29 protein-coding genes are annotated in these 25,521 nt (G+C 39.2%); 25 read left to right on the forward strand and 4 right to left on the reverse strand.

Going from position 1 to position 25,521, the window contains the following annotated elements:
* Positions 1 to 12 precede the first annotated feature (12 nt).
* From LS41612_RS07665 to mtnN, 10 genes are all read left to right on the forward strand, one after another.
* On the forward strand, positions 13 to 1,356 hold the full coding sequence (locus LS41612_RS07665; protein WP_024363109.1) for an LLM class flavin-dependent oxidoreductase: 1,344 nt from the start codon (positions 13 to 15) through the stop codon (positions 1,354 to 1,356).
* Positions 1,356 to 2,546 carry an acyl-CoA dehydrogenase family protein gene (locus LS41612_RS07670; RefSeq protein WP_024363108.1) on the forward strand — a complete coding sequence of 397 codons (1,191 nt, stop codon included), beginning with the start codon at positions 1,356 to 1,358 and terminating at the stop codon, positions 2,544 to 2,546. The genes LS41612_RS07665 and LS41612_RS07670 overlap by 1 nt, the downstream gene beginning before the upstream one ends.
* A gap of 129 nt (positions 2,547 to 2,675) precedes the next feature.
* Positions 2,676 to 3,794 (forward strand): endolytic transglycosylase MltG, encoded by a 1,119-nt coding sequence (gene mltG, locus LS41612_RS07675; protein ID WP_024363107.1) that lies wholly within the window; start codon positions 2,676 to 2,678, stop codon positions 3,792 to 3,794.
* Between the two features lie 274 nt (positions 3,795 to 4,068).
* Entirely contained in the window at positions 4,069 to 4,701 is a 633-nt protein-coding gene (locus tag LS41612_RS07680; protein WP_024363106.1) for an O-methyltransferase, read from the forward strand.
* A gap of 5 nt (positions 4,702 to 4,706) precedes the next feature.
* Positions 4,707 to 5,639, forward strand: coding sequence for a peptidase U32 family protein (locus LS41612_RS07685; RefSeq protein ID WP_024363105.1), 933 nt, complete (start codon positions 4,707 to 4,709; stop codon positions 5,637 to 5,639).
* Between the two features lie 14 nt (positions 5,640 to 5,653).
* Positions 5,654 to 6,934 carry a peptidase U32 family protein gene (locus LS41612_RS07690; protein ID WP_029747273.1) on the forward strand — a complete coding sequence of 427 codons (1,281 nt, stop codon included), beginning with the start codon at positions 5,654 to 5,656 and terminating at the stop codon, positions 6,932 to 6,934.
* The gene (gene udk / locus LS41612_RS07695) at positions 6,934 to 7,572 is read left to right on the forward strand and encodes a uridine kinase (protein WP_024363103.1); all 639 of its coding nucleotides are present in this window, start codon (positions 6,934 to 6,936) and stop codon (positions 7,570 to 7,572) included. Before LS41612_RS07690 ends, udk begins: the two co-directional genes overlap by 1 nt.
* A 186-nt stretch (positions 7,573 to 7,758) precedes the next feature.
* Positions 7,759 to 8,247, forward strand: coding sequence for a transcription elongation factor GreA (gene greA / locus LS41612_RS07700; protein ID WP_024363102.1), 489 nt, complete (start codon positions 7,759 to 7,761; stop codon positions 8,245 to 8,247).
* A 109-nt stretch (positions 8,248 to 8,356) separates the two neighbouring features.
* Positions 8,357 to 9,019, forward strand: a complete 663-nt coding sequence (locus LS41612_RS07705; protein ID WP_024363101.1) for a YrrS family protein — start codon at positions 8,357 to 8,359, stop codon at positions 9,017 to 9,019.
* Positions 9,020 to 9,230: 211 nt separating this feature from the next.
* Positions 9,231 to 9,923 (forward strand): 5'-methylthioadenosine/S-adenosylhomocysteine nucleosidase, encoded by a 693-nt coding sequence (mtnN, locus tag LS41612_RS07710; RefSeq protein WP_024363100.1) that lies wholly within the window; start codon positions 9,231 to 9,233, stop codon positions 9,921 to 9,923.
* A 406-nt stretch (positions 9,924 to 10,329) separates the two neighbouring features.
* Here mtnN and sigK read toward each other — a convergent pair whose 3' ends face one another.
* A complete protein-coding gene (gene sigK / locus LS41612_RS07720; protein ID WP_024363098.1) occupies positions 10,330 to 11,037 on the reverse strand; it encodes an RNA polymerase sporulation sigma factor SigK in 708 nt (235 codons plus the stop codon).
* Positions 11,038 to 11,124: 87 nt separating this feature from the next.
* Positions 11,125 to 11,625, reverse strand: a complete 501-nt coding sequence (gene pssA / locus LS41612_RS07725; protein ID WP_051147750.1) for a CDP-diacylglycerol--serine O-phosphatidyltransferase — start codon at positions 11,623 to 11,625, stop codon at positions 11,125 to 11,127.
* Positions 11,626 to 11,761: 136 nt separating this feature from the next.
* Here pssA and LS41612_RS07730 point away from each other — a divergent pair, with 136 nt between their 5' ends.
* The 12 genes from LS41612_RS07730 to LS41612_RS07785 all read left to right on the forward strand — a co-directional run bounded on the left by LS41612_RS07730 (position 11,762) and on the right by LS41612_RS07785 (position 21,440).
* Positions 11,762 to 12,544, forward strand: a complete 783-nt coding sequence (locus LS41612_RS07730; RefSeq protein WP_024363096.1) for a phosphatidylserine decarboxylase — start codon at positions 11,762 to 11,764, stop codon at positions 12,542 to 12,544.
* Between the two features lie 33 nt (positions 12,545 to 12,577).
* Positions 12,578 to 13,102, forward strand: coding sequence for a YqeG family HAD IIIA-type phosphatase (locus tag LS41612_RS07735; RefSeq protein WP_231786343.1), 525 nt, complete (start codon positions 12,578 to 12,580; stop codon positions 13,100 to 13,102).
* Positions 13,099 to 14,202, forward strand: coding sequence for a ribosome biogenesis GTPase YqeH (gene yqeH / locus LS41612_RS07740; protein ID WP_024363094.1), 1,104 nt, complete (start codon positions 13,099 to 13,101; stop codon positions 14,200 to 14,202). Before LS41612_RS07735 ends, yqeH begins: the two co-directional genes overlap by 4 nt.
* A 31-nt stretch (positions 14,203 to 14,233) precedes the next feature.
* Positions 14,234 to 15,064, forward strand: a complete 831-nt coding sequence (gene aroE, locus LS41612_RS07745; RefSeq protein WP_024363093.1) for a shikimate dehydrogenase — start codon at positions 14,234 to 14,236, stop codon at positions 15,062 to 15,064.
* Between the two features lie 5 nt (positions 15,065 to 15,069).
* The gene (yhbY, locus tag LS41612_RS07750) at positions 15,070 to 15,372 is read left to right on the forward strand and encodes a ribosome assembly RNA-binding protein YhbY (protein ID WP_025220069.1); all 303 of its coding nucleotides are present in this window, start codon (positions 15,070 to 15,072) and stop codon (positions 15,370 to 15,372) included.
* A gap of 9 nt (positions 15,373 to 15,381) precedes the next feature.
* On the forward strand, positions 15,382 to 15,972 hold the full coding sequence (locus LS41612_RS07755; RefSeq protein ID WP_024363091.1) for a nicotinate-nucleotide adenylyltransferase: 591 nt from the start codon (positions 15,382 to 15,384) through the stop codon (positions 15,970 to 15,972).
* Positions 15,941 to 16,513: a bis(5'-nucleosyl)-tetraphosphatase (symmetrical) YqeK gene (yqeK, locus tag LS41612_RS07760; protein WP_024363090.1), complete on the forward strand. Its 573-nt coding sequence runs from the start codon at positions 15,941 to 15,943 to the stop codon at positions 16,511 to 16,513. Before LS41612_RS07755 ends, yqeK begins: the two co-directional genes overlap by 32 nt.
* Positions 16,510 to 16,854 (forward strand): ribosome silencing factor, encoded by a 345-nt coding sequence (gene rsfS / locus LS41612_RS07765; protein ID WP_024363089.1) that lies wholly within the window; start codon positions 16,510 to 16,512, stop codon positions 16,852 to 16,854. Before yqeK ends, rsfS begins: the two co-directional genes overlap by 4 nt.
* The gene (locus LS41612_RS07770; protein WP_024363088.1) at positions 16,855 to 17,595 is read left to right on the forward strand and encodes a class I SAM-dependent DNA methyltransferase; all 741 of its coding nucleotides are present in this window, start codon (positions 16,855 to 16,857) and stop codon (positions 17,593 to 17,595) included. It abuts the gene before it with no gap.
* Positions 17,596 to 17,823: 228 nt separating this feature from the next.
* Positions 17,824 to 18,462 (forward strand): helix-hairpin-helix domain-containing protein, encoded by a 639-nt coding sequence (locus LS41612_RS07775; protein ID WP_024363087.1) that lies wholly within the window; start codon positions 17,824 to 17,826, stop codon positions 18,460 to 18,462.
* Positions 18,463 to 18,582: 120 nt separating this feature from the next.
* Positions 18,583 to 19,152 (forward strand): ComE operon protein 2, encoded by a 570-nt coding sequence (locus LS41612_RS07780; protein WP_024363086.1) that lies wholly within the window; start codon positions 18,583 to 18,585, stop codon positions 19,150 to 19,152.
* A 122-nt stretch (positions 19,153 to 19,274) separates the two neighbouring features.
* On the forward strand, positions 19,275 to 21,440 hold the full coding sequence (locus LS41612_RS07785) for a DNA internalization-related competence protein ComEC/Rec2 (protein ID WP_233433834.1): 2,166 nt from the start codon (positions 19,275 to 19,277) through the stop codon (positions 21,438 to 21,440).
* A gap of 32 nt (positions 21,441 to 21,472) precedes the next feature.
* Here LS41612_RS07785 and LS41612_RS07790 read toward each other — a convergent pair whose 3' ends face one another.
* Positions 21,473 to 21,610 carry a YqzM family protein gene (locus LS41612_RS07790; RefSeq protein ID WP_024363084.1) on the reverse strand — a complete coding sequence of 46 codons (138 nt, stop codon included), beginning with the start codon at positions 21,608 to 21,610 and terminating at the stop codon, positions 21,473 to 21,475.
* A 165-nt stretch (positions 21,611 to 21,775) separates the two neighbouring features.
* Here LS41612_RS07790 and holA point away from each other — a divergent pair, with 165 nt between their 5' ends.
* Together holA and LS41612_RS07800 are read left to right on the forward strand one after the other, a co-directional pair.
* Positions 21,776 to 22,786 (forward strand): DNA polymerase III subunit delta, encoded by a 1,011-nt coding sequence (gene holA / locus LS41612_RS07795; RefSeq protein ID WP_024363083.1) that lies wholly within the window; start codon positions 21,776 to 21,778, stop codon positions 22,784 to 22,786.
* A gap of 57 nt (positions 22,787 to 22,843) precedes the next feature.
* Positions 22,844 to 23,878, forward strand: coding sequence for an acyltransferase (locus LS41612_RS07800; protein WP_024363082.1), 1,035 nt, complete (start codon positions 22,844 to 22,846; stop codon positions 23,876 to 23,878).
* A 214-nt stretch (positions 23,879 to 24,092) separates the two neighbouring features.
* Here the strand turns inward: LS41612_RS07800 and rpsT are convergent, their stop codons facing one another.
* Positions 24,093 to 24,341 (reverse strand): 30S ribosomal protein S20, encoded by a 249-nt coding sequence (gene rpsT, locus LS41612_RS07805; protein WP_024363081.1) that lies wholly within the window; start codon positions 24,339 to 24,341, stop codon positions 24,093 to 24,095.
* A 163-nt stretch (positions 24,342 to 24,504) separates the two neighbouring features.
* Here rpsT and gpr point away from each other — a divergent pair, with 163 nt between their 5' ends.
* The gene (gpr, locus tag LS41612_RS07810; RefSeq protein WP_024363080.1) at positions 24,505 to 25,521 is read left to right on the forward strand and encodes a GPR endopeptidase; all 1,017 of its coding nucleotides are present in this window, start codon (positions 24,505 to 24,507) and stop codon (positions 25,519 to 25,521) included.

The following is a 25,521-nucleotide window of genomic DNA, read 5'->3' on the forward strand; positions in this document are numbered from 1 at the left end:
AGATGATGAAAAATGGCGGAGAACAAACATTTAAAGTTAGCTTTATATTTAATCGGGGCAGGCATGCATGTTGCGGCATGGAAGCATCCTTTAGCGCAGGTCGATGCAAGCATTGATATAAAAGCATTACAAAAAGTAGCACAACTTGCCGAAAAAGGAAAATTCGACATGGCCTTTGTGGCGGATAGTTTAGCCATTAATCACGAATCCCATCCACATATTTTAAATCGTTTTGACCCACTGATTCAAATTACAGCGCTAGCTGCAGCGACATCCAAAATAGGGCTTGGTGCAACAGCTTCGACTACTTACAGTGAACCGTATGTATTAGCAAGACAATTAATGTCCATTGATCATATCAGCAATGGACGTGTTGCATGGAATTTAGTGACAACGGCAGATGCAACCGGCCAAACAGCTTTAAACTTTAGTCGTGATCAGCATTGGGAGCATGACCATCGCTACGAACGAGCAGAAGAATTTATTGATGTCGTGCAATCATTATGGGATTCTTGGGAAGATGATGCCTTTATCTATGATCGTGAAAATAATATTTTTTATGACCAAGAGAAAGTACATGAAACAGCATTTAAAGGTAAATATTTATCTGTGAAAGGTCCGCTAAACATTGCGCGTTCGATACAAGGGCAACCTGTTATTGTTGAGGCCGGAGCATCTAAGCCAGGGCAAAAATTGGCTGCACGAACAGCGGAAGTTGTTTTTGTCCATTGGGATGATATCGAAAAAGCCAAAGCACATTATCGCACTTTAAAGGCACAGCTAGCGTCGTTCGGTCGAACGGAGGAGGAGTTGCTTGTTTTACAAGGAATCTCGCCCATAGTAGGTGATACTGAGGAAGAAGCCATTCGTCAATACAATGAATTGCAATCATTGATAGACCCATATGAGAGCTTGAAGTTTGTTTCAGGTTATATGGGCAATGTTGATTTTTCAAAGTATTCGCTAGATACGCCAGCTATTGAAGTTGAGTTTCCTGCTGTCAACAGTATTCAAAGCCATTTTGACGAGCATTTAGAGATTATTAAAAAAGAAAATTTAAAGGTCGGTGAGTTGTATGCCCGCCTGTTTGGACCTGCTAGACGTGATGCCTTTGTTGGAACAGCGGTACAAATTGCTGACGAAATGGAACGATGGTTGAAGGAAGGGGCAGCTGATGGATTTATGCTGCAATTTCCGTTGTTACCACGTGATTTAGAAAACTTTGTAGAGAAGGTTGTACCAATATTACAAGAGCGTGGCATCTATCGTGAAGATTATACAGGGACAACATTGCGTGAACATTTAGGGCTAAAGAAACCTCAAAACCGATTTACGAAAAGTAAGGTGATCGATTAATGCGTGATGTTTTTATCCGGAATGAGCGAGAACAACAGCTCGTTCAATATGCTCGTAAACTTGCTGGGCAAATTGAAGAAACAGCTGCTATTTATGATGAAAGTGGTGCGTTTCCTTTTGACCATTTTAAATTGTTGGAGGAGGCAGGGTATTTTCGATTGACTGTACCGAAAAAATACGGCGGTGAGGAAATCTCTCTCTATGAAATGCTATTAGTGCAAGAGCAGCTTGCTAAAGGAGATGGGTCAACTGCTTTAGCGGTTGGCTGGCACTTATTAACGTTTTTAAATGTAAGAGAAGCGAAGTTGTGGCCGCAGCATATTTTTGCAGAACTAAGTCGTAAAGCTGTGGAGGAAGGTTCCCTGTTAAATATTATTAATAGTGAACGAGGAAAGGGCAATATTTCACGGGGTAGTTTGCCTGGCACGACTGCCAAAAAAGTTCCAGGTGGTTATATCATTACCGGCGAGAAAGCTTTTGCTTCACTAGCACCAATTTTAAAGCAATTCACGATTATTGCATATTTAGAAGATGAAAATGTAACTGCCGAGTTTCTTATGACAAAAAATGAGCAGGTTGAAGTGGTGAATACGTGGGATGCAATGGGCATGCGAGCAACAGGTAGTCATGATATCATTTTCCACGATACTTTTGTGCCAGATGAGGCATTATTATATCGTCACCGTCCGAATGAAGTGAATCGATTTTTAGCAGATGGACGTGTCTATTCTTTAGAAATTCCTGCGGTCTATTTAGGAATTGCAGGTGCGGCGAGGGATTATGTAGTCGAGTTTGCGAAAAATACGTATTCTTATAGCTTGGAAAATACAATTGCACACGCTAGCCATGTGCAACAAAAGATTGGAGAAATGGAGGTGTTGTATCAAACAGCACGTCGTACGCTTTACAGTATTGCTGCACAAGCAGAACAGCACCCGACAGGTAAACAGGATTTAGCGCAGGATGTTAGTATTGCAAAATATGTGATTTGTCAACATGCCATAGACATTGTGACGAAAGCAATGCAAGTTGTTGGAGGCCGAAGTTTGTCGAAGTCTAATAAATTGCAACGACTTTTTCGAGATGTTCAGTGTAGCCGCTTTAATCCACCAGCTGATGATGTTGTTATTGCTCAACTAGCGCAAGGTTTGTTAGTAGAAGAGAAAAAGCAAGGAGCGTTGCAATTATAAAGTTACAAATCTGCTAAAGAATGTATTAGCAGATTTTTTTATGTGTGCAATTTCTCCTGAATTGTCATTTCTGTTTGTCGAAAAAGTTGATTTCTAGTATGATATTGGATAGTGATAGGGGGGAAACCCGTGGATAACGGTTCTAAAAAACAAGAAATGTTTTCAAAAATGGAAGAAAAAAAATCTGAGGTAAAAATCGTGAGAAAAATCGTAGCTATTATAGCCATTACGTTTTTATTATTATTTGGCATTATCGGTTTAATTGGGTACAACTACGTTAAGAGTGCGCTTAAACCGGTGAATCCGGATGCGACGAAAACCATTGCTGTTGAAGTACCAATTGGCTCTAGTTTAAGTTCGATTTCGGCTTTGTTAGAGAAAAAGGGCATTATTAAAGATGCGAAAGTCTTTAAATATTACGCCAAGTTTAAAAATGAATCTCAATTCCAAGCAGGAAATTATGATTTAACCCAAGCGATGACATTGGACGAGCTGATTGAGAGTTTAAAAACAGGCAAGGTGTATCGTGAGCCAATCTTTACGATGACGATTCCAGAAGGTCTAACACTTGATCAGATAGGTAAAATCGTAGAAAAGAAAACACCTTATACTCAAAAAGAGTTTATGGATTTAGTAACAAGTGAAGCATTTGTTCAAAAAATGATGGCTAACTATCCAGAACTTATTACAGATGCGGTTTTAGCTGATAATATTCGCTATGACTTAGAAGGGTATTTATTCCCAGCAACATATTCTTATTTTGAAGAAAAACCTTCGTTAGAGTCAATTGTTGAAGAAATGATTGCAGCGATGAATAATGTAGTGAAAAATTATAGTGAAGTGTTAGTTGAAAAACAAATGTCAGTCCATCAACTTTTAACGTTTGCATCGTTATTAGAGGAAGAGGCAACAGCACAAACAGATCGTGAAACGATAGCGAGTGTATTCTATAATCGTATAGAGAAAGGCATGCCACTACAAACAGACCCAACTGTTTTATATGCCCTTGGTTCACATAAAGATCGCGTATTGTATGAAGATTTAGAAGTGGAAAACGCTTATAATACTTACAAAAATAAAGGATTACCGCCAGGGCCAATTGCTGGTGCTGGGAAAACTTCGATTGAAGCAACGTTAAATCCGAGCAAAACTGATTATCTTTATTTCTTAGCAGATAAAGAAGGAGTTAACCACTTCTCAAAAACATATGATGAGCATTTGCAAAAGAAAGAACAATATATTAAGTAAATCTCAGTAATTTGAGGCAAATAAATAGCACAATAAAATAGATAGAAGGAAAGAAAAATAGCTTTCCTTCTATTTTCGTGCTATTATAAATTGTGATTTTTAATCAATTATACGTGGTGGCAATTGTTTCGTGCATATCGACTAACAATTGCTCATTTTTGTATGGCAAAGTACCAAGACATCACGTTTGGTCTTTTTCTTTTTGTAGCAAAGTGATGATGAAGTTTGGATAACGGGAGTGCTCGTTTCCTTTTAAATGAGGGTGAATTTTACAATGGAATTATCGGATGCATATATACAATCATTTATTCAACCACGTAATGACTTGCTTTTAGAAATGGAAGCATATGCGGAAGAAAATCATGTACCGATTATGCAGTTAGCTGGAATAGACGCACTGAATCAGTTGCTACGTATTCAAAATCCGGCAAAAATTTTAGAAATTGGCACGGCAATTGGTTACTCAGCAATACGGATGGCAGAGGCTTTGCCAAATGTGCAGATTGTTACGATCGAACGTGATGAAGAACGTGTCGCTCGTGCAAAAGCTTATATTGCAAGATCGACCGTGTCCAATCGTATTACGGTTATTGAGGGAGATGCTTTAGAGGTAGACGATAAGGCAATTCACACAACTTTTGATGCGGTTTTTATAGATGCAGCAAAAGGACAATACCAACGATTTTTCGAAAAATATGCCCCTCTTGTCAACTCGGGAGGCGTCTTGTATATCGATAATATGTATATGCATGGCTTGTCCGATTTGGACTTAAAAGACGTACCACGTCGCAAGCGCACAATGATTCGGAATTTAAAAAACTTTACCGATTGGATTATGCACCATCCTGACTATACAAGTGCATTTTTACCAGTGGGGGATGGCTTATTATTATGTTTGAAGAGGTGACGACTATGAAAAAACCTGAATTGCTTGTTACACCGCAATCAGTAGACCATGTAAAAGCACTGTTAACAGCTGGAGCTGATGCTTTTGTCATTGGGGAACAACAATTTGGTCTTCGTCTTGCAGGTGAATTTTCAGTGAGCGAAGTAGAAGAAGCAACGAAGCTAATACACGCAGCAGGCAAAAAGGTGTATGTTGCAGTGAATGCGCTTTTCCATAACGAAAAACTAGATGCATTAGGTGACTATTTAAAAGAAATGCAACGCATAGGTGTAGATCGTTTAATTTACGGCGACCCTGCGGTTATTATAGTGCGTCGCGAGCAAGGTGTAACCATTCCGTTGCACTGGAATCCGGAAACGACGGCTACCAACTGGTTTACTGCGAATTATTGGGGTAAACGTGGTGCAACACGTGCTGTGCTAGCACGTGAGCTTTCATTAGATGAAGTAATAGAAATTAAAGAAAACGCAGAAGTAGAAGTGGAAGTACAAGTACACGGCATGACTTGTATGTTCCAATCGAAGCGTCCATTACTGGGTCATTATTTCTTATATCAAGATAAAGTAATGACAATTGAAAATCGTCAAGAAAACCGTAATATGTTCCTTCATGATGATGAGCGTAACAACAAATATCCAATTTATGAGGATGCAAATGGTACACATATTTTCAGTCCAAATGATATGTGCATTATTGATGAGCTAGGCGAGTTATTTGAAGCAGGCATCGATGCGCTAAAAATTGAAGGTGTTTTACAAACGCCGGAATATGTAGTGACAGTTACAGAAGCATATCGTCGAGCAATTGACACTTATTTTGACGAATCAGAAGATGCATATGACGATATTAAAGATGATTTACTGGCTAAAATTGAAGAAATTCAACCTGCTATTCGACCACTCGATACGGGCTTTATCTTCAAGGAAACAGTTTACTAGGAGGTGGCAAGAACATGGCATTGGCATTAGAACAAAATGACAAAATCCGTGAAATGATAAACGGTAAACGCGTCATTACAAAAAAACCTGAACTACTTGCCCCTGCAGGTAGCTTAGAAAAACTAAAAGTAGCTGTCCATTATGGTGCGGACGCAGTATTTATCGGAGGTCGAGAATTCGGTCTTCGCTCAAACGCAGATAATTTTTCTATCGAAGATATGCGTGAAGGTGTAGAGTTTGCAAATAAGTATGGAGCAAAAATTTACGTGACAACGAATATTTTCGCTCATAATGAAAATATGGATGGTTTAGAGCAATATTTAAAGGATATTGAATCAGCAGGCGTTACTGGCATTATTGTAGCGGACCCACTTATTATCGAAACATGTCGTAGTGCTGCACCGAAGCTAGAAATCCATCTTTCTACACAACAATCTTTATCAAACTGGAAAGCAGTACAGTATTGGAAAGAAGAAGGCTTACACCGCGTTGTTTTAGCACGTGAAGTTGGCGGCGAAGAAATGAAGCTAATGAAAGAAAAAGTCGATATCGAAATTGAAGCATTCGTTCATGGCGCAATGTGTATTGCCTATTCAGGTCGTTGTGTGTTATCAAATCATATGACAGCACGTGACTCCAATCGTGGTGGCTGCTGCCAATCTTGTCGTTGGGATTATGATTTATATGAGCTGGAAGACGGCGAGGAAAAAGCGCTCTTCGATGACAATCATGCACCTTTTGCGATGAGTCCGAAAGATTTAAAGTTAATTGAAGCGATTCCACATATGATAGAGCTTGGCATTGACTCATTAAAAGTCGAAGGCCGTATGAAATCGATTCACTATGTGGCAACAGTAGTTTCTGTCTATCGTAAAGTCATTGATGCGTATTGTGCAGACCCTGACAATTTTAAAATTAAACGGGAATGGCTAGAAGAGTTAGATAAATGTGCAAATCGTGACACTGCTGAGGCGTTCTTCCATGATGCACCAGGTCATGAAGAGCAAATGTTTGGCGTTCATGGTCGTAAAACAACCTATGAATTTGCAGGGCTTATTTTAGAGCATGATCCTGAAACAAAAATTGTAACGATGCAACAACGTAACTATTTTAAACCAGGTGATGAAGTAGAATTTTTTGGGCCAGAAATCGAAAATTTCCGCATTACAATGGGGGAAATTTGGGATGAGGATGGCAATAGCTTAGATGCGGCACGTCATCCATTGCAAATTGTTAAGTTTAAATGTGAGACACCACTTCAACCGCACAACATGATGCGAAAGGAGAATAATTAATGGCAATCAAGCGTCCAGTTGTCATCGGAATCGCTGGTGGCTCATGCTCAGGTAAAACGAGTGTGACCCGTGCTATTTATGATGTTTTCCGTGAGCATTCTGTCGTAGTAATTGAACAAGATTACTACTATAAAGATCAAAGTCATTTAACATTTGAAGAACGACTAGGAACGAATTATGACCATCCACTAGCGTTTGATAATGATTTATTGATTGAGCATATAAAAAAATTATTAAAGCGTCAGCCAATCGATAAGCCGGTTTATGACTATGTACAGCATACGCGTGCTAAGGAAGTTATCCATGTAGAGCCAGTAGATGTTATTATACTAGAAGGAATTTTAGTATTAGAGGATGCAGACTTACGTGGTTTAATGGACATCAAATTATTTGTTGATACGGATCCAGATTTACGTATTATTCGTCGTATTTTACGTGATATTAAAGAGCGTGGACGTACAACAGATTCTGTAATTGACCAGTACCTATCTGCAGTACGACCGATGCATAATATGTTTATTGAACCGACTAAACGTTATGCTGATATTATTATTCCTGAAGGTGGAGAGAATGGCGTAGCGATTGATTTGATGGTAACGAAAATTAAAACTATTCTTGAAACTGACAACGTATTGTAATAAGATAGAGTGGTATTGACAATATTTACATGCTTTATGAAGCATATTTTTGTAAGGCATGCATACTATTAGGTCAAAGTGTATTTTGAAATGGATTAAAAATAATAAAATTCGATTAAATGCATTTTTCAAAGCATTTGGTCGAGTTTTATGTTTTTATATTGATGAAATAAGGAGTGAAGTACTTTGTCAAACGAAAAACAGTACCCAATGACTGCAGAGGGTAAAAGAAAATTAGAAGAAGAATTAGTGAAATTAGAAACAGAAACGCGTAAAGAAATTGTAGAGCGTATTAAAATTGCACGTGACTTCGGAGACCTTTCTGAAAATGCCGAGTATGACTCAGCAAAAGAAGAGCAAGCCTTTTTAGAAGGACGTATTTCTACATTAAAATCAATGATTCGTAACGCAGTAATTATTACTGAAGATGAAACGGACAACAGTGTAGTTTCGCTTGGGAAAACGGTTACATTCGTAGAAATTATTAACGGTAAACCATCTTCTGATGAAGAATCTTATACGATTGTTGGTTCTGCCGAGGCTGATCCAATGGAATTCCGAATCTCAAATGAATCACCAATTGCAAAAGGCTTACTTGGAAAAGCTGAAGGTGAAGAAGTAGTTGTACAAACACCTGGTGGTGAAATGAAAGTGAAAATTCTTTCAATTAAATAATCACAGATGTACAAGCAGTTAGCTCTTCTTTCAAGAGAAGAGCTAACTGTTTTTATTTTGCAAGTCGTGTGGAACTTGATAAAATATTGGCTAGAGAGGGGGAGACTTCATGGGTGAACGACAAACACGAAGCAGTCGTCATTTGCAGCCATCTCACAATAAAAAGCTAGATAAAATGTTAAATATTTTAATTGGCATTGTCATTATATTAATTGTGATAGTGGCAACGTATGTGTTTAAGTGGCAAGATGACGCACAAGAAACTGTTAAAGAGGAACCAGCTCAAGAGCAAAAGAACGATGACAGTGAGAAGGAACCTTCAAAAGAGGAAGACATAGCGAGTAACGACGAACAGTCACAAGATGAAGAACAGACGAAAGATACAGACGAGTCGAAAGAGGCAGAACAGCAACCAGAACAAAATACGGCAGTGGAAACGACGTCAGACAATCCAATTGTTGACCGTGTGGTGACAGATAAAAGCTGGAAACCGACGCCAACAACGCAAACTGGAGAGCATGTGTCATCCTACGATGATCAATCTGTAGATTGGGCAGAAAAAATTGCGACAGTGACAGCCGTTACTGGCATTACAAATGACAATATGATTGTTTGGCGCTTGCAAAATAATGGTGGTGCCAATAAAGCCATTGCAACGGTTTCGACAAAAGATAAAAGTGAAAAGTATCGTGTCAGCATGGAATGGGTTGATAACGAAGGCTGGCTTCCTGTAAAACTAGAACAGTTGAATACATTAGAAGGTGCCTATTGACGAAAACTGCTGTTTTGATTATTTTTAAATCTATTGGGTAAAAACATAGCTCAATAGCACAATGTTTGGTGACTAGAGCCATTATCCGTAGGTTATGGAAACACGTCAACGGATATTGGGGTTTGCGGCGGGTGCTTGTTACAATACGGATGCCAAAGCCGACACATCGTTGTTTAATAGAGTTGGATAAAAGAAGGGGAGTAATGAATTCATGAAAATCGCAGTTATCGGTGCAATGGAAGAGGAAGTAGAGTTATTACGCGCATCTTTAGAAGGTGCTACTAGTACAACAATTGCTGGTAGTGAATACACAACAGGGACATATGAAGGAAAAGAAGTAGTGCTATTAAAAAGCGGTATTGGTAAAGTCAATGCGGCAATGTCAACAACAATTTTATTACATGAATTTAAACCAGATGTAGTCATTAATACAGGTTCTGCTGGGGGTTATGATGAGGCCCTTGAAGTTGGAGCCGTTGTTATTTCAGATGAAGTCCGTCATCATGATGTAGATGTTACAATTTTCGGTTATGAAATTGGTCAAATGGCAGGTATGCCTGCTGCTTTCCAATCAGATGAAAAATTAATAAAAGTTGCCGAAGAAGCTGTAAAAGCAGTTGGTGAACATCAATACGGTATTGGCTTAATTTGCTCTGGTGATGCCTTTATGAATGATCCGGTACGTGTGGAAGCAGTGCGTCAACATTTTCCTCAAATGAAAGCTGTTGAAATGGAAGCGGCAGCTGTTGCACAAGTATGCTATCAATTCGGTACACCTTTCGTAGTTATTCGTGCACTATCTGATATTGCTGGCAAAGAATCAAACATCAGCTTCGATGAGTTCTTACCAGTCGCTGCAAAACATTCAACACAAATAGTATTAAAAGCAATTACGGCTCTATAAATCTACATGTAATAGACAAAGTGAGCAGTGAAAAAAGTGAGAAAAATCACAGTCGTAAATAATCTTCAATGCTACAATGGCATTATATTCTCTTCATAGTTCGATGGGAGGTATTCATTATGCTATTTTTAACAGCAGGTGTCGTAATAATTACAATGTTAATCGGCACGCTTATTTCGGCAGATTTGACAGAAGCAACGCATTAATACTTTATAGAAAGCTCCTTTGTGGCTGTTAAAGTCAAAAAGGAGCTTTTTATTGTTCGAGGAACCAACGGACTCCTCAATGGACACCAGCCACGCTAAAATGTGTTAGCAACTAATGAAAATCGTTATGCAAAGAGCATCAATAAAACAAGTACTGCTATGTCAAGATTGAATTTTTATCAATAACAAATTACAATAAATTACTCAATAGACTTTTGATCTCTTTTATAAAATTGATAGAGTTTAATTAGTGCTCGCTTTTCAATGCGAGATACATAACTACGAGAAATATTTAAGCGGGCAGCAATTTCTTTTTGTGTCAGTGCATCATGCTGATTTAGCCCATAACGGAGTGTGACAATTTCCAGCTCGCGTTCATCGAGCATGTGCAAATAATGGTACAACTGGGCAACATGTTCTTTATGTTCGATTTTTTCGGTTGCACTTTCTTCATCGCATTGTAGCAGGTCGCGAATTTGTAATGCATTGCCATCTTTGTCTGTGCCAATTGGTTCAAATAAGGATACATCTTTTTGTACTTTTTTCTGGGTCCTTAAATGCATTAAAATTTCATTTTCAATACAGCGTGCTGCGTACGTTGCAAGGCGCGTCTTTTTATCGGGTGTATAACTTTCAACAGCTTTCATTAGACCGATTGTTCCGATTGAAATATAATCATCGAGTTGTTCATGTTTTGGGTGGAATTTCTTTACGACATGTGCAACAAGTCGCATATTGCGCTCAATTAAATCGAGACGCGCTTGCTCATCACCACCTAAAAATCGTTCAATACAAGCAGCTTCCTCTTCTTTAGAAAAGGGTTTATGGAATGTTTGCCCTTTTAAATAACCGAATAACGCAGGGATTTCAAACCATAACTGCAACATAGAAGTAAAAATTCCGCTCATTGAATGATTTCATCCTTTCCCCATTTTTCGACAGTATATGTTAAGAAAGGTCGTTCAATGAAAAAAAGTGCAACAGCAATTACGCTGTTACACTTTTCTTAACGTGAATGTACTAATCATTAGTAAAGCTAAAATCGGTAGTAGGAAAAGATAAAAGGCTGGATGGAACGTAGTCGACGCAAAATACGTTAATGTTAATAGCGTACCAGCAGCTGTTATCGGGAGCCCAGTAAAATAACCGTTTGCTTCACTAATATTGAAGCGAGCTAATCGCATCGCACCGCAGACGATATAAAGAACGGTCATCATCATGCCCGCGAAACCAAAATCAACTAGGACAACTTCATACATTAATAATGCAGGTGCTACACCAAATGATATAATATCACTCATAGAATCTAATTGTTTACCTAACTCAGATACTTGTCCGAGCGCGCGTGCCACTTTCCCGTCATAGCGATCGAGAAGAGCAGCAATAAAGATAAACAAGACACTATAGCTATAATATTCATGTAAAGTGGCCATTATGGCCGCGCCACCAAAGGACATATTACTAATTGTGATGAAGTTTGCTGCGTGCGATTTCATTTTCTTAACCGTCGTATCCACCAACTTGTGATAAAAAAACAAGGCGGATCACTCCTTTGCACTTAAGATATTGTACCATTATACTTCGGATGAGAAAAAATTGACAGTCTAATTTAATGGATAGGGGTTTTGCTTTATGAAAGAAAAACTATACCAACGCTTAATAGAATTAACGAATGGCAAACAATCTTCCCAGCTTTTACAAACTATTGCTAAAGCGAAGTGGAGTAAGCGAATAATTCCAAGCTATATGAAATTATACGATATTAACCTTGAAGAAGTTTCAAAAAAACCACAACAATTTTCAAGTTTGCATGATTTTTTTACAAGAGAGCTTTTAACAGATGCACGACCAGTAGACCAAAATCCTACTGTTTTTACAAGTCCAGTGGATGCAAAAGTGGAATCCTTTGGCCGCATTGAATGGGATATGACTTTTCTTGTAAAGGGCAAACCTTATGCTTTACAGGACTTACTAGGGAATAATGATCGTGCTGCGCAATATGCAGATGGACATTTTATCGTATTTTATTTAAGTCCTGCTGATTATCATCGAATCCATAGCCCGATTGATGGCGAAGTGTTAAGACAATACACATTGGGACAATCATCTTTCCCGGTCAATCAGCTAGGTCTCACTTACGGCAAAAAGCCAATTTCTCATAACTATCGTCTTGTAACGGAGTTAAAAGTGGCAAATGACCAGCATGTGGCATTTATTAAAGTCGGTGCTACTTTTGTCAATTCCATTGTGTTAACAAATACAACAGCCCAGTGGCAAAAGGGAGAAGAAGTTGGCTATTTTTCATTTGGTTCGACAGTGGTCATGCTATTTGAGAAAGATACCGTTACATTTACGGACAATGTTGTACAAGGAAGTCCAATTCGCATGGGTGAAGCCTTTGCAAATATGCTATAATGGTCGAATAATACGTTTAGATTAGGGGTCGCTATTTTGTATAATTTTTTATTACCAGATGAATTTGTGACAAGCATTTTTGAAATAACACCAGAAAAGCTTCAAGAACTAGGCATTAAAGGAATTATTACAGATTTAGATAATACGCTTGTGGAATGGGACCGTGCAGATGCAACGGAAGAGCTAATTATCTGGCTACGTATTATGAAGGAATCTGGCATTCGTGTCATTATCGCTTCAAATAATAAAGAAGCACGTGTAAAGCATTTTGCTGAGCCACTTAACATTCCATATATTCATAAGGCAAGAAAGCCACTTCGTAATGCTTTTTATAGTGCTGTTATTCAACTAGGCTTACGTCCTAATGAAGTAGTAATGGTAGGAGACCAGCTACTTACAGATGTGATGGGCGCCAAACGTTTAGGCTTGCATACTGTGTTAGTAAAACCAGTTGCACAATCAGATGGGCTCGTAACAAAATTTAATCGTTTCGTTGAGCGTCGTGTGTTCAATGATTTAAAACGTAAAGGAATAATTACTTGGGAGGAACAAGAATGAACGAAATGCCAAATTGTATTGGCTGTGGTACGACAATTCAAACAGAAGATAAAACAGCAGTAGGGTATGCACCCCCATCATCATTAGAAAAAGACGTAGTCATTTGTCAACGTTGCTTCCGTTTGAAAAATTACAATGAAATACAACCTGTGTCATTAACAGATGACGATTTTCTGCGTATTTTGAACGGCCTTGGAACACAGCAAGGCTTGATCGTGAAAATCGTTGATATTTTTGACTTCAATGGTAGCTGGTTGCCAGGGCTTCATCGCTTCGTTGGCAAAAATCCAGTGCTATTAGTAGCGAATAAAGCTGATTTACTGCCAAAATCAGTGAAGCCCAAAAAAGTAATTAACTGGCTCAAACGTGAAGCGAAGGCACTTGGTCTACAACCGATTGATGTGCTGTTAGTTAGTGCACATAAGGGCCAAGGAATGGCTGAAGCAATGGAGGCTATAGACCAGTATCGCAACGGCCAAAACGTGTACGTAGTAGGTTGTACTAATGTTGGGAAATCCACGTTTATTAACCGCGTTATTAAGCAGGCTACGGGTGAAGGAGAAGTCATTACTACCTCGCATTTCCCTGGCACTACATTGGACATGATTGAAATTCCACTCGATGATGGTAGTGCATTATATGACACACCTGGGATTATTAATCACCATCAGATGGCACATTATATTGATGCAAGCGAATTAAAGTATATTATGCCCAAAAAAGAAATTAAGCCGAAAGTGTATCAGCAAAATGCAGGACAAACATTATTTATTGGTGCACTTGCGCGATTTGACTTTATTCAAGGGGAACGTTCAGCATTTACAATTCACGTGGCAAATGATTTGCCAATCCACCGTACAAAGCTTGAAAAGGCAGATACGCTATATGCTGAGCATAAGGGGGAATTATTGGCACCTCCGACTGCAGATTTTATCGACAAGCTTCCAGAGTTAGTCCGTCATGAGTTTTCAATCAAAGAAGCAAAAACAGATGTGGTCTTTTCGGGACTTGGCTGGATTACGGTACAGCATGCGAATGTGGTCATTGCTGCTTATGCACCAAAAGGTGTACAAGTATCAATTCGTCCATCGCTCATTTAATATTAGTAAAGAAGAGAAGAGGAACTAGGACATGAAGAAGTGGTTTGCAGTAATTGGTGATCCGATTGAGCATTCAAAATCACCAGCCATGCATAATGTTTGGTTTGAAGAAATGGCAATCGATGCAGCCTATATTCCAGTGCACGTACCATCACATCAGTTAGAGGCAGCGATTGCTGGTTTTAAAACATTAGGTGCTAGTGGTTGGAATGTGACCATACCGCATAAGACAGCAATCATTCCTTATTTAGACGAGCTAGATGAGTTAGCAGAAAAAATGGGTGCGGTGAACACCGTTGTACGAACAAAAGAGGGGAAGTTAAAAGGATACAATACAGATGGGCTTGGTTTTGTACGCTCATTAGAAGAAGCTGTCGGCAAGTCACATAAAGATAAGCCTGTGCTTCTAATTGGAGCAGGCGGGGCAGCTCGTGGCATCGCATTTGCCATGCAACAACAAGGATATATGAATTTAACAATCGCCAATCGTACAGTTGCTAATGCACAAGCAATTATCGATGAACTCGGAACAGGGCGTGCAATTTCTTTAGCGCAAGCGGAGGAATCATTGGCTGATTTTGGCATTTTGGTGCAAATGACGTCAGCTGGGCTTGTAACGGGTGACTTTTCGATGCCATTTTCATTGAATCGACTAGCGAAAGGCGCAATTGTTGCAGATATTGTGTATAATCCATTAATGACGCCTTTTTTACAAGCGGCTGTGGAAAAAGGAGCGACCGTTGTAACTGGTCTTGGAATGTTCGTACATCAAGGTGCGATTGCGTTCCATTACTGGCTCGATGAATATCCAAATACAAATTCAATGATTGCGCGATTAAAGGCGCAATTAGGAGGACAATAATTTTTATGTTAACAGGTAAACAAAAGCGTTTTTTACGTGCAGAAGCACATCATTTAACACCGATTTTCCAGGTAGGAAAAGGCGGCGTGAATGACGAAATGACAAAGCAAATTCGTGAAGCATTAGAAGTACGTGAATTAATTAAAGTGCGTATTTTAGATAACTGTGAAGATGACAAAAACGAAGTGGCAGAGGCTCTTGCAAAAGGTGCACATGCTGAACTTGTTCAATTAATCGGCTTGACAGTTGTTTTATATAAAGAATCACGTAACAACAAGAAAATTGTGTTACCAAAAGCAGCGAAATAAGGTGAAACGATGAAGAAGGTCGGTTTACTTGGAGGTACGTTTAATCCACCGCATATTGGACATCTAATCATGGCAAACGAAGTTTTTCATGCATTGGAGTTAGATGAGGTACGTTTTTTGCCAAATGCTCTACCACCCCATAAACAAGCTCCGCATGATGCGAGTGATGACAAACGCCTAGAAATGGTGAAGCGCGCCATTCAACCTTATCCGCATTTTCGTGTTGAGTCGTATGAGGTTGATAAGGGCGGTGTATCCTATTCCTATAACACACTTGCTGCATTATGTGAAAAGGAGCCTACTGTGAAGTTTTACTTTATCATTGGTGGCGATATGATTGATTCACTCCATACGTGGTATTGTATTGATGAGCTAGTGGAACTTGTTCAATTTGTCGGCGTAAAGCGTCCGAAGACAGAGGCGCTTACGGAGTATCCTGTATTAATGGTGGAAGTACCGCAAATCGATTTATCGTCGACACTGATTCGTGAGCGCCTTGCTACTGGTAGAACGGTAACCTTTTTACTGCCAGAAGCGGTAGAGACGTTTATACGAGAGGAAGGTCTTTATGGAACGCGAACAGTATTTAGCAGCGATTAAACCTCGCATGCCTGAGAAACGCTATATCCATACACTTGGTGTAATGGAAACAGCCATACAGTTAGCAAAAATCTATGGTGAAAACGAGAGCAAAGCAGAAACAGCTGCTATTCTTCATGATATTGCAAAGTATGCCGATATCGAATGGATGGAGGAAATCGTTAAAACACAACAGTTAGATCAACAACTGATTGGCTGGGGCAGTGAACTACTACATGGGCCAGTTGGTGCGTATATTGCTGAAAGTGAATTCGGCATAACGGATGAAGAGATATTAAATGCAATCCGTTTCCATACGACAGGACGTGTAGCGATGAGTAATTTAGAAAAAATAATTTTTGTTGCAGATATGATTGAACCGAATCGAAAATTTGATGGTGTAGAACGTCTGCGAAAAAAAGCGCAAAAGAATTTGGATAAGGCTATGAGTGCCTGCATACGTCATACATTGGCGTTTTTAATTGATAGTAAACAGGCTATCTATCCATTATCTATAGCATGTTATAACGATATGATGAAAAGAGAGGACAGTGAAGGATGACTTCAACTTTATTACAAGCAGCTTACAAAGCAATCGACGACAAACATGGCGAGGATATTGTCGTTTTAAATATGCAAGGTATTTCACTTTTAGCAGATTATTTCATCATTGCACACGGGAATTCAGATCGCCAAGTACAAGCGATTGCGCGTGAATTACAAGAGGTAGCAGTGAAAGAGGGACACGAAATTCGTCGTGTTGAAGGCTTCGATGGCGCACGCTGGATTTTAGTAGACCTTGGTGATGTTGTAGCACATATATTCCACAAGGATGAGCGTGCTTACTATAACTTAGAGCGTCTATGGGGCGATGCACCACAATTAGACGTATCAGAGGCGTAAGTGAGTAGCTACGAACGTTTTGCCCATGTATACGATGAGCTCCAAACGGATATTCCGTATGATCGTTACGTGAAGTGGGTAGAGCAACATGCGCCGAGCAATCAATTCCCGAAGCTTTTAGATATTGGCTGTGGCACTGGTGTGCTTGGCCTGATGCTAGCAAAGGCTGGTTATCAGGTAAGTGGTATTGATTTGTCAGAAGATATGCTTGCTATAGCCGCAGAGCGTTTTGCAGAGGCGGGTTTACAAGTGCCGCTGTTCTGTATGTCGATGCATGAATTAGACGGCTTTGAGGCACTGGATGTTGTCACGATTGCCATTGATTCACTTAACTATGTGGTGGAACAAGCAGACGTTTATTCGACGCTAGAGCGTATTTTTCATACGTTACGACCAGGTGGTCAACTGTTCTTTGATGTCCATTCATTATTTAAAATGGATGAAATCTTTTTAGATGGACCATTTACGTATGATGATGGAGATATTAGTTACGTATGGCATACAGAGCCTGGGGACTATGAACATTCGATTGTCCATCAAATGACGTTTTATGTTCGAGATGCTGGAAGTGATTTGTATGAACGTTTTGATGAGGAGCATTTCCAACGTACATTTGCTGTTGAACACTATATGACATGGCTTCGTGAGATTGGCTTTACAGATATAGAAGTAACAGCAGATTTTACAGAGGAAGCACCAGAATACGAAAGTGAACGCATTTTTATACGTGCGGTGAAATGATAATTGCAACAGGTACTCCGGAAAGTTTGATAAGATGGGGGCCAATACTTAGAAAAGTTCGGTATTATACCGAACTTTTTTTTGATTAAATATAAGGTTTTAATAACATATGACTTGAACAATTTCGTTTTGGATAGAAAGCATCTATCTACTTTTCTCCATCAGAGCGATAGTATATGATTAAAACAGACTCCATATGATTACCTTTGCATAGAAAGGATGGTTTGCATGATCCAATCTTTATGGCAAAAGTATAAGAAAAGTGTGTTGCTCCCCAGCATACTAGTAATCAGTGGACTTTGTTACTTCTTTTTCTCGAAATTTGACTCTTCACCTCCCCAAGAAGAGCTCATCGAAACAATCCAACCGACAGATCAGCTAGCAATAATAGAAGAACCTGTTGAAGAAGCGGTCGTACAGCAGGTGCTCATTGATATAAAGGGTGCTGTATTGCATCCAGGTGTCTATGCACTTAAGCCAGATCAACGTATGATAGATGCAGTACAGCTTGCAGGCGGTTATAGTGAGGACGCTGATACACGGTTCATTAATCATGCGCAAAAGGTGCAGGATGAAATGGTTATTTATATTCCTGTAAAAGGAGAAAAACTTGATGACGTAATGTCCAGTTTCAACATTGCTACAGCAAATGAAAGCAACCTGACAACGAATAATAAAATCAATGTCAATAAGGCAGATCATAAAGAGCTGGCAACATTAGTTGGGATAGGTCCTTCTAAGGCACAAAATATTATTGCCTACCGTGAGGAACATGGACGTTTCCAAACAATAGAAGATGTAAAAAAGGTGGCAGGTATCGGTGAAAAAACATTTGAAAAGTTTAAGGATGCCATTACCGTTAACTAATTTTACAAATAATGTGAAGTTGACGACCCTTTTCTAAAAGGGCTACACTAGAGTAGAAAAGTGACTGTGGCATGGAAGCGCAGTTTGTTATTAATGTAAGTAAATTTAGGAGGTAGTCATATGGAGCGTATTACTTGGGATCAATTTTTCATGGCACAAAGCCATTTACTCGCGTTACGTAGTACTTGTACAAGACTAGCAGTAGGCGCAACAGTTGTACGTGATAAACGCATTATAGCAGGAGGCTATAACGGCTCAATTACAGGTGATGAACATTGTATTGAAGAGGGTTGCTATGTTGTTGATAACCATTGTGTTCGTACGGTGCATGCAGAGATGAATGCTCTTCTACAATGCGCCAAGTACGGTACACCGACCAAAGGAGCAGATTTGTATGTGACACATTTCCCTTGTTTACCATGTACGAAGTCCATTATTCAAGCAGGGATTGAACGTGTCTATTATGCAACAGATTATAAAAATAATCCATATGCTCAAGAGTTATTTAAAAAAGCAGGTGTAGAAGTATTACATGTACCCTTTGATGAGCGCAAAATTGATTTTTTAAGAAATGAAAAATTAGCCTTGTACATAGATATGCTACATGCATTACGTGAAAGCGGCATGCCAGCAGAAAAATTGCTCCCTTATGAACAGAAGGTGAGTGCATTATTTGGCAAAATACAATAAAGCATAAATGGATTTATGTAGCACTAGCTGTACTTGTTGCTTCGCTTGCGGCACACAAGTCAGCTTGGCTACTTGTTGGTGTTCTGTTATTAGCATCATGGCTTATTTTAAAAGGTGAGGCAATGATGATACCAGCACTTGTGATAGGTGTTGGACTGCTTTCTTTCTTCTTTTTTTCCACCATTCGATTGACGGAACCTTCCCCCTTACCGTCAACTTTTCAATTAACATGGACGAGCGACTATAAAATTAATGGGCAACGGCTTAGTGGTTTTGCAAAAACAGAGACAGGTGAAAAACTTTATGTGATGTATACATTGTCCTCAGAGCAAGAAAAACATTTTTATGAAACGACATCGATTACAGGTTTTACCTATGTCGTTCAGGGCGAACTGGTAGCACCGAATCCACCAGCACATGCTTACGCTTTGTCCTTTGATAAATATTTAGTGAGCAAAGGCGCAAGGGGCATTTTTGAAGTCAAGGGTTGGTCGTTGATATCAAAAGAAAAATCATTAGGCATAGTGCTTGCAAAGTACAGATTCCACCTAAAAAAGCATATTGAAACTACTTTTCCTGCCGCCCTTGTAGCAGAGGCACAGGCGTTGCTTATTGGTTTACGGGATCATGTAGACGAAGAGCATCAGCGAGCATATCAGAAGCTAGGCATTACGCATCTATTTGCTATCTCTGGCTTACATGTCGCACTCGTTTCATGGTTGTTTTATGAAGGATTACTACGAGTGGGTATACGAAAAGAAATAGCGACAATTGTCCTGCTCGTTGTGTTACCTATGTATGGTGTGTTAGCCGGTGGAGCACCTTCTGTAGTTCGAGCTGTTTCGGTTGTAGAACTGGTGATGTTAATGCGCTTTGCGAGGTGGCAGTTACCAGTTGATGACGCACTAGCCATTAGTTTTATTGGCTTTGTTTTATTGGAGCCTGGGGTAATATTTCAACTGGGCTTTCAGTTATCTTATCTTGCAACAATGAGCCTTTTATACTCGAATGCAATCTTGCAGGGCAGGCACTGGTTGTTCAAATCTTTGTTAGTCACGTTTGTATGCCAACTACTTGTGTATCCGCTATTACTTTATCACTTTTATGAACTATCAATCTCATCGTTTATTGCAAACATTGTTTTTGTGCCATTATTTTCGGTTGTTATTTTACCGACAAATCTGACGTTGCTCATTGTCTCATTCATCTCGATGCCTTTAGCTAAGCTATTTTTCAAATTTTATGAGCCTTTGCGTGCTTGGCTGTCGGAAGCCATCATATATTTACAAGCTTTGCCGATGCAACTATGGACGCCTGGAAAACCTGCATTATGGCTTGTGTGTCTAGCGTTTGTTAGCGTGCTTAGTAGCTTGTATTTTTTAGAAGCGAGACGCTATGGTAAAGTTGCCATATTGTTTTTAATACCTGTTCTTTGTATTGAATTTGCACCTAAATTATATAGCGAAACGAGGCTGACATTTTTAAATGTAGGGCAGGGTGATTGTACAGTCATCGAATTACCGTTTAGAAGGGCCGTATACGTGGTAGATGCTGGAGGTGTACTTCGATTCAAGGAAGAGGATTGGAAGGCTCCTAAGCGCCCCTATGAGGTTGGTAGGCAGGTTATTGTCCCGTTTTTAAAAGGAAAAGGTATTCGACAGGTGGATATAATGATTATGACACACCCAGATGCTGACCATGTAGAGGGGGCAGAAGAAGTGCTAGAGGAGATTAGGGTGCGTGAAATTCATGTAACACCTAGCTCTCTCGATACACCAGTAATGCAAGACTTATTAGCGGAAGCGGCGAAACAAAAAGTTCCTGTAAAAGAAAAAATGAAAGGTACTTCATGGCGTGTGGGGTCGACAAATTTTCACTATTTATCACCGGATGATACACATTATGAGGGCAATAATGATTCCCTTGTGTTATTTATACAACAGGAATCGTTTCGTGCATTGTTAACAGGCGATTTGGAGGAAGCTGGTGAACATCAGTTAATAAAGCAATATGGTCCACAATTGGCAAACATAACGCTTTTAAAGGCTGGGCATCATGGTAGTAAAACTTCAAGCATTGAGCCATTTGTAGAGCTTCTACAGCCTAAATTAACCATTTTTAGTGCAGGACGTAATAATCGCTACAATCATCCGCATGAAATAGTAGTCGAACGTTTTCGAAGGCGTGAATTAGCAACGATGATAACGGGTACAGATGGGACGATTGAAGTGGTAGCACATAAAGATAGATGGCATGTGCGTACTGAAAAAGACCTTGTCCAAAACTGAACAAGGTCTTTTACATTGGTATAAAAGGTAGCTTACATTGCTGCGTAGTCTACTATTACTGCGATGATAAACATAATAGTGAAAACCCCAAAAGATACGCCGAAACCAACGCCAGAATCAATAGCATCGTTACGTTTGCATTGTATATTTTTACCTTCAAATGGATTCATTGTCATCCCTCCAATTCTGTTATTTATTATAAGACATCATTTTCATAAAAGCTATATCGAAAAGACGAATTACCAATGTGGCAAGGAATCGACACAATTTAGCCCAAAGTCACAACCGAAACTAAATCATGTATACTAATAGTATTGCTAGATGGAGGTAAAAATATGATATCAACGGTTTGGAACAATATAAAAAAAGGTCAGCTTGCACCTGTATACTTAATAATTGGTGAAGAAAGCTATTTTATAGATGAAACAGTGAAACGTTTAAAGGAAGCCCTCGGCACAGAAGAAGAAATTGAAATGACGGCTTTTGACTTAGAGGAATTACCGGTAGATGTCGTAATGGATGAAGCGGATACGATTCCATTTTTTTCAGAGCGTAAACTGGTGATTGCTAAAAACGCATCGTTTTTAAAGGCAACTGAAAAGGGAAAAGAAAAAATCGAGCATGATGTGAAACGTTTGGAGGCATGGCTTGCAAATCCTTCAGATTTTTCTGTAACAGTTTTTATTGCACCATACGGAAAGCTAGATGAACGTAAAAAAGTGACAAAAATGATGAAAGAGCATGCGCTCATTGTCCAAGCCGAAACGCCGAAAGAACAAGATTTAGCAGTATGGATTCAAGGACTTGTGAAAGCACAGGGCAATACGATTACACAAAGTGCTATTGAGCAGCTTGTATCAATGGTTGGACCGAATATGCTGCAGCTACAGATGGAAATGGAAAAACTATCGCTCTATGTAGGTGAGGGCGGAGAAATAACAACGATGCTCGTAGAAGATTTAGTAGCAAAAACGTTAGAACAGGATGCCTTTAAAATGTTAAACGCATATTTTGGACATGACCCTGTAGCGGCATTGTCGATTTACCATGATTTATTGCGCCAAAAGCAGGAGCCGATTATGCTTGTCGGGCTTCTTGCTTCGAATGTTCGGACGATGTCGAATGTGTTTTATTTGCTGAAAAAGGGCTATCATCCACAGCAAATTGCAAAAAACTTAAAAATTCACCCATATCGTGTCAAGTTAATGGTTGAGCAACGCAACCGTCCATCTGAAGAAAGTTTACTGAAAGCTTTATATCAGTTGGCAGAAGTCGATTTACAGTTAAAAACAGCAGGAGGAAACCGCGAGCGATATTTAGAACTATTTTTACTACGCCAACTGTAAAAAAGATTAACTAGTTGGGCATGAATGGTTGTATAATGTCGTGGGGGGTTTTTGAACGTGCATACACGAATTCAGTACATGGACAGCCTTAGAGCCATTGCAATTCTAGGCGTATTACTTTTACATGCTGCGACTCCTTATGTCGTGCTTTATGACAAAATTACTTTATTTGACTGGCAAACAGGCATTGTTTATAATGCATTATCGCGCTGGTGTGTGCCCATTTTTTTAATGATTAGTGGGGCACTGTTACTTGGGCGGAAAGAAGAATCGCTGCGTACTTTTTTTAAAAAACGTGCGAATAAAATTTTACTACCTTTTATTGCTTGGTCAATAATCTATTATGCGTGGGCAACGTATATGTGGAATCCTGGGTATTCTTTGAAAGAGTTTCTAATCATGTTTTTTAATAATCAGATATACTATCATTTGTGGTATTTTTATGCGCTTATCGGTATTTATTTACTAGCGCCCGTCTTTAATATTTTCGTTAATCATGCCTCGAAACAAATGATAGGCTATGTGGTTGTTCTCTGGATATTATTTTATGGGGGTTTCCGTTATTATTCATATATTGTGAGTAATGAATTTACATTATTTTTCCCTTTAAGTGAGTATATCGGTTTCTTTATATTGGGCTACTATTTAGCGACATTTGAACTATCGAAAAAATGGCGTGTGGGCATTTACATGCTAGGGATAGTTGGAGCACTTGAAACAATTCTACGTACAAATGTTTTAACAGAGCAGCAAGGACAATTTACAAGCTATGCTTTTTCCTATTCTAGTCCAAATGTTATTGCGATGAGTATCGCTCTCTTTGTTTTTGTGAAATATTGGGTCAATCGTAAAGTGGCAAGTGGAAGCTATGAGACAAGTAGAATTGTTAAGTTAGTTGGGCAAACAAGTTTTGGTGTGTACTTAGTACATGCAATGATCTTAGATAAAGTCCGCCCGTACTTTTTTGATGAAAATGAGCTTTTTGTCAAACCGCTATTTGCTATTCCATTACAAGTACTCATTATTTTAGTGCTTTCCACAATAGTTGTGTGGATTATGCAGAAAATACCATATCTAAAAAGAGTGATTTAGTTAAGGAAGATTCATACATAATAGCAAGTGTGAATTGTTTTCCTGATAAAGAAAATCCGCTGTGCCTTTCCGAGGGGAAGACATGGAGCACCTTAAGGGGCCTCATGTTTTTTTGAAGAAGCATAGCGGATTTTTTATTGGGCAATCCTATAATTGTTGAAAAACGAAAAAAGACCAGTTACTCAAGAAGAGTAAACTGATCCTTTATAAACACTTACGCTTTTTTAGCTAGGCGAGACTTTTTACGAGCCGCCGCGTTTTTGTGGATAAGTCCTTTTGAAGCTGCTTTATCTAAAGATTTGTAAGCTGCTTGTAAAAGTTCTTGTGCGTTTTCAGCGTTAGCAGCAACAGCGTTTTCAGCTTTTTTCACTGTAGTACGCATTGCAGATTTAGCTTGAGAGTTAGCAACGTTTGCTTTTTCGTTAACTTTTACGCGTTTAATCGCAGATTTAATGTTTGGCATATCTTTCACCTCCTAAAATAGGTACGAGATGATATCTTCTCATTGATTTCTTGTGTCAATACAACAAAAATCATTTTAACAAACGCTAGGCTAAATTGCAATAGATAAATGCAAAGAATATTTACTTGACAGTTTGAACAAACTACTAATTGAGGTGAGCTGAATGCAAAATTTAAATTGGCAACGGACTGATTTAATTGATGAATCTGAAGAGGTCGTTTTACATCAAACGAAGGAACAAAAAGAAACACTTGAACAATCATCTGGGGTTCAAATCGAAGACCGCACTGCAGGACGCGTGAAAATAACCGATGTCCAAGTGAACGCAGAAGGCAAGAAACAAATAGGCAAAAAAGAAGGGAAATATATAACCCTTTCTGTACCAACGCTTACATTAGAAGATGAGGATGGATTTGAACAACTTGAAAAAGCCTTGCTAGCAAACTTTAAAACGTTACATGAATCAATTTCTTGGCAGAAGGATGACAAAATATTAATTATAGGGCTTGGCAATCGAACGATAACACCGGATGCCATAGGACCATATGTTATCGATCACTTGCATAGTCTAGATAAAATCGATGACAAATTTGTCATGTATGCACCAGGTGTGACAGGGCAAACAGGCTATGAAACAGGTGAATTTGTAGCAGCATTAGCTGAGCGTCTACAACCAAAACTCATCATCGTCGTAGATGCCCTTGCAACAAGAGCAAGCGACCGCTTATGTAAAACCATCCAACTTACCGATACAGGGATTCACCCAGGTTCAGGTGTCGGCAATCAACGCAAGGAAATTTCCTTAGAAATGCTTGGTATCCCTGTCACGGCTATTGGGATTCCAACAGTTGTTGATGCACCTGTGCTAATTGCTGACGCTGTAGAGGTGATGTTACGCACGATTGCAGCGCGAGTTGCAGAGAGAGGAAAACCTTCGTCTAAATTATCATTATCTTCATGGCGTCCAGATATTAATAAAGAACTTGATATGTCTCTCGTTACACCCATTTTCGGTGAATGGGCAACATGGTCAAAAGAGGAGCGTCAACAGCTTTTTGAAGAGACTTTTGCTGCTTCACATGCACAGTTAATGGTCACACCGAAAGAAGCCGATTATTGGATAGATCGCTATGCAACACTCATTTCAACTATGCTTACAAAATGGGCAAACGAGCTATAA

It is taken from the genome of Lysinibacillus sphaericus, from assembly GCF_002982115.1.
Classification (GTDB): domain Bacteria; phylum Bacillota; class Bacilli; order Bacillales_A; family Planococcaceae; genus Lysinibacillus; species Lysinibacillus sphaericus.

Excerpts from the sequence above, each read along its gene's own strand:
- LS41612_RS07775 (WP_024363087.1), top strand. The coding sequence starts at position 17,824 with ATGATCCAATCTTTATGGCAAAAGTATAAGAAAAGTGTGTTGCTCCCC.
- gpr (WP_024363080.1), top strand. The coding sequence starts at position 24,505 with ATGCAAAATTTAAATTGGCAACGGACTGATTTAATTGATGAATCTGAA.
- sigK (WP_024363098.1), bottom strand. The coding sequence starts at position 11,037 with ATGAGCGGAATTTTTACTTCTATGTTGCAGTTATGGTTTGAAATCCCT.
- pssA (WP_051147750.1), bottom strand. The coding sequence starts at position 11,625 with ATGAAATCGCACGCAGCAAACTTCATCACAATTAGTAATATGTCCTTT.
- LS41612_RS07670 (WP_024363108.1), top strand. The coding sequence starts at position 1,356 with ATGCGTGATGTTTTTATCCGGAATGAGCGAGAACAACAGCTCGTTCAA.
- LS41612_RS07780 (WP_024363086.1), top strand. The coding sequence starts at position 18,583 with ATGGAGCGTATTACTTGGGATCAATTTTTCATGGCACAAAGCCATTTA.
- LS41612_RS07690 (WP_029747273.1), top strand. The coding sequence starts at position 5,654 with ATGGCATTGGCATTAGAACAAAATGACAAAATCCGTGAAATGATAAAC.
- LS41612_RS07680 (WP_024363106.1), top strand. The coding sequence starts at position 4,069 with ATGGAATTATCGGATGCATATATACAATCATTTATTCAACCACGTAAT.
- udk (WP_024363103.1), top strand. The coding sequence starts at position 6,934 with ATGGCAATCAAGCGTCCAGTTGTCATCGGAATCGCTGGTGGCTCATGC.
- LS41612_RS07790 (WP_024363084.1), bottom strand. The coding sequence starts at position 21,610 with ATGAATCCATTTGAAGGTAAAAATATACAATGCAAACGTAACGATGCT.
- rpsT (WP_024363081.1), bottom strand. The coding sequence starts at position 24,341 with ATGCCAAACATTAAATCTGCGATTAAACGCGTAAAAGTTAACGAAAAA.
- yhbY (WP_025220069.1), top strand. The coding sequence starts at position 15,070 with ATGTTAACAGGTAAACAAAAGCGTTTTTTACGTGCAGAAGCACATCAT.
- LS41612_RS07705 (WP_024363101.1), top strand. The coding sequence starts at position 8,357 with ATGGGTGAACGACAAACACGAAGCAGTCGTCATTTGCAGCCATCTCAC.
- mtnN (WP_024363100.1), top strand. The coding sequence starts at position 9,231 with ATGAAAATCGCAGTTATCGGTGCAATGGAAGAGGAAGTAGAGTTATTA.
- LS41612_RS07665 (WP_024363109.1), top strand. The coding sequence starts at position 13 with ATGGCGGAGAACAAACATTTAAAGTTAGCTTTATATTTAATCGGGGCA.
- rsfS (WP_024363089.1), top strand. The coding sequence starts at position 16,510 with ATGACTTCAACTTTATTACAAGCAGCTTACAAAGCAATCGACGACAAA.
- LS41612_RS07685 (WP_024363105.1), top strand. The coding sequence starts at position 4,707 with ATGAAAAAACCTGAATTGCTTGTTACACCGCAATCAGTAGACCATGTA.
- holA (WP_024363083.1), top strand. The coding sequence starts at position 21,776 with ATGATATCAACGGTTTGGAACAATATAAAAAAAGGTCAGCTTGCACCT.
- yqeK (WP_024363090.1), top strand. The coding sequence starts at position 15,941 with ATGGAACGCGAACAGTATTTAGCAGCGATTAAACCTCGCATGCCTGAG.
- LS41612_RS07755 (WP_024363091.1), top strand. The coding sequence starts at position 15,382 with ATGAAGAAGGTCGGTTTACTTGGAGGTACGTTTAATCCACCGCATATT.
- LS41612_RS07785 (WP_233433834.1), top strand. The coding sequence starts at position 19,275 with ATGATGATACCAGCACTTGTGATAGGTGTTGGACTGCTTTCTTTCTTC.
- yqeH (WP_024363094.1), top strand. The coding sequence starts at position 13,099 with ATGAACGAAATGCCAAATTGTATTGGCTGTGGTACGACAATTCAAACA.
- LS41612_RS07730 (WP_024363096.1), top strand. The coding sequence starts at position 11,762 with ATGAAAGAAAAACTATACCAACGCTTAATAGAATTAACGAATGGCAAA.
- aroE (WP_024363093.1), top strand. The coding sequence starts at position 14,234 with ATGAAGAAGTGGTTTGCAGTAATTGGTGATCCGATTGAGCATTCAAAA.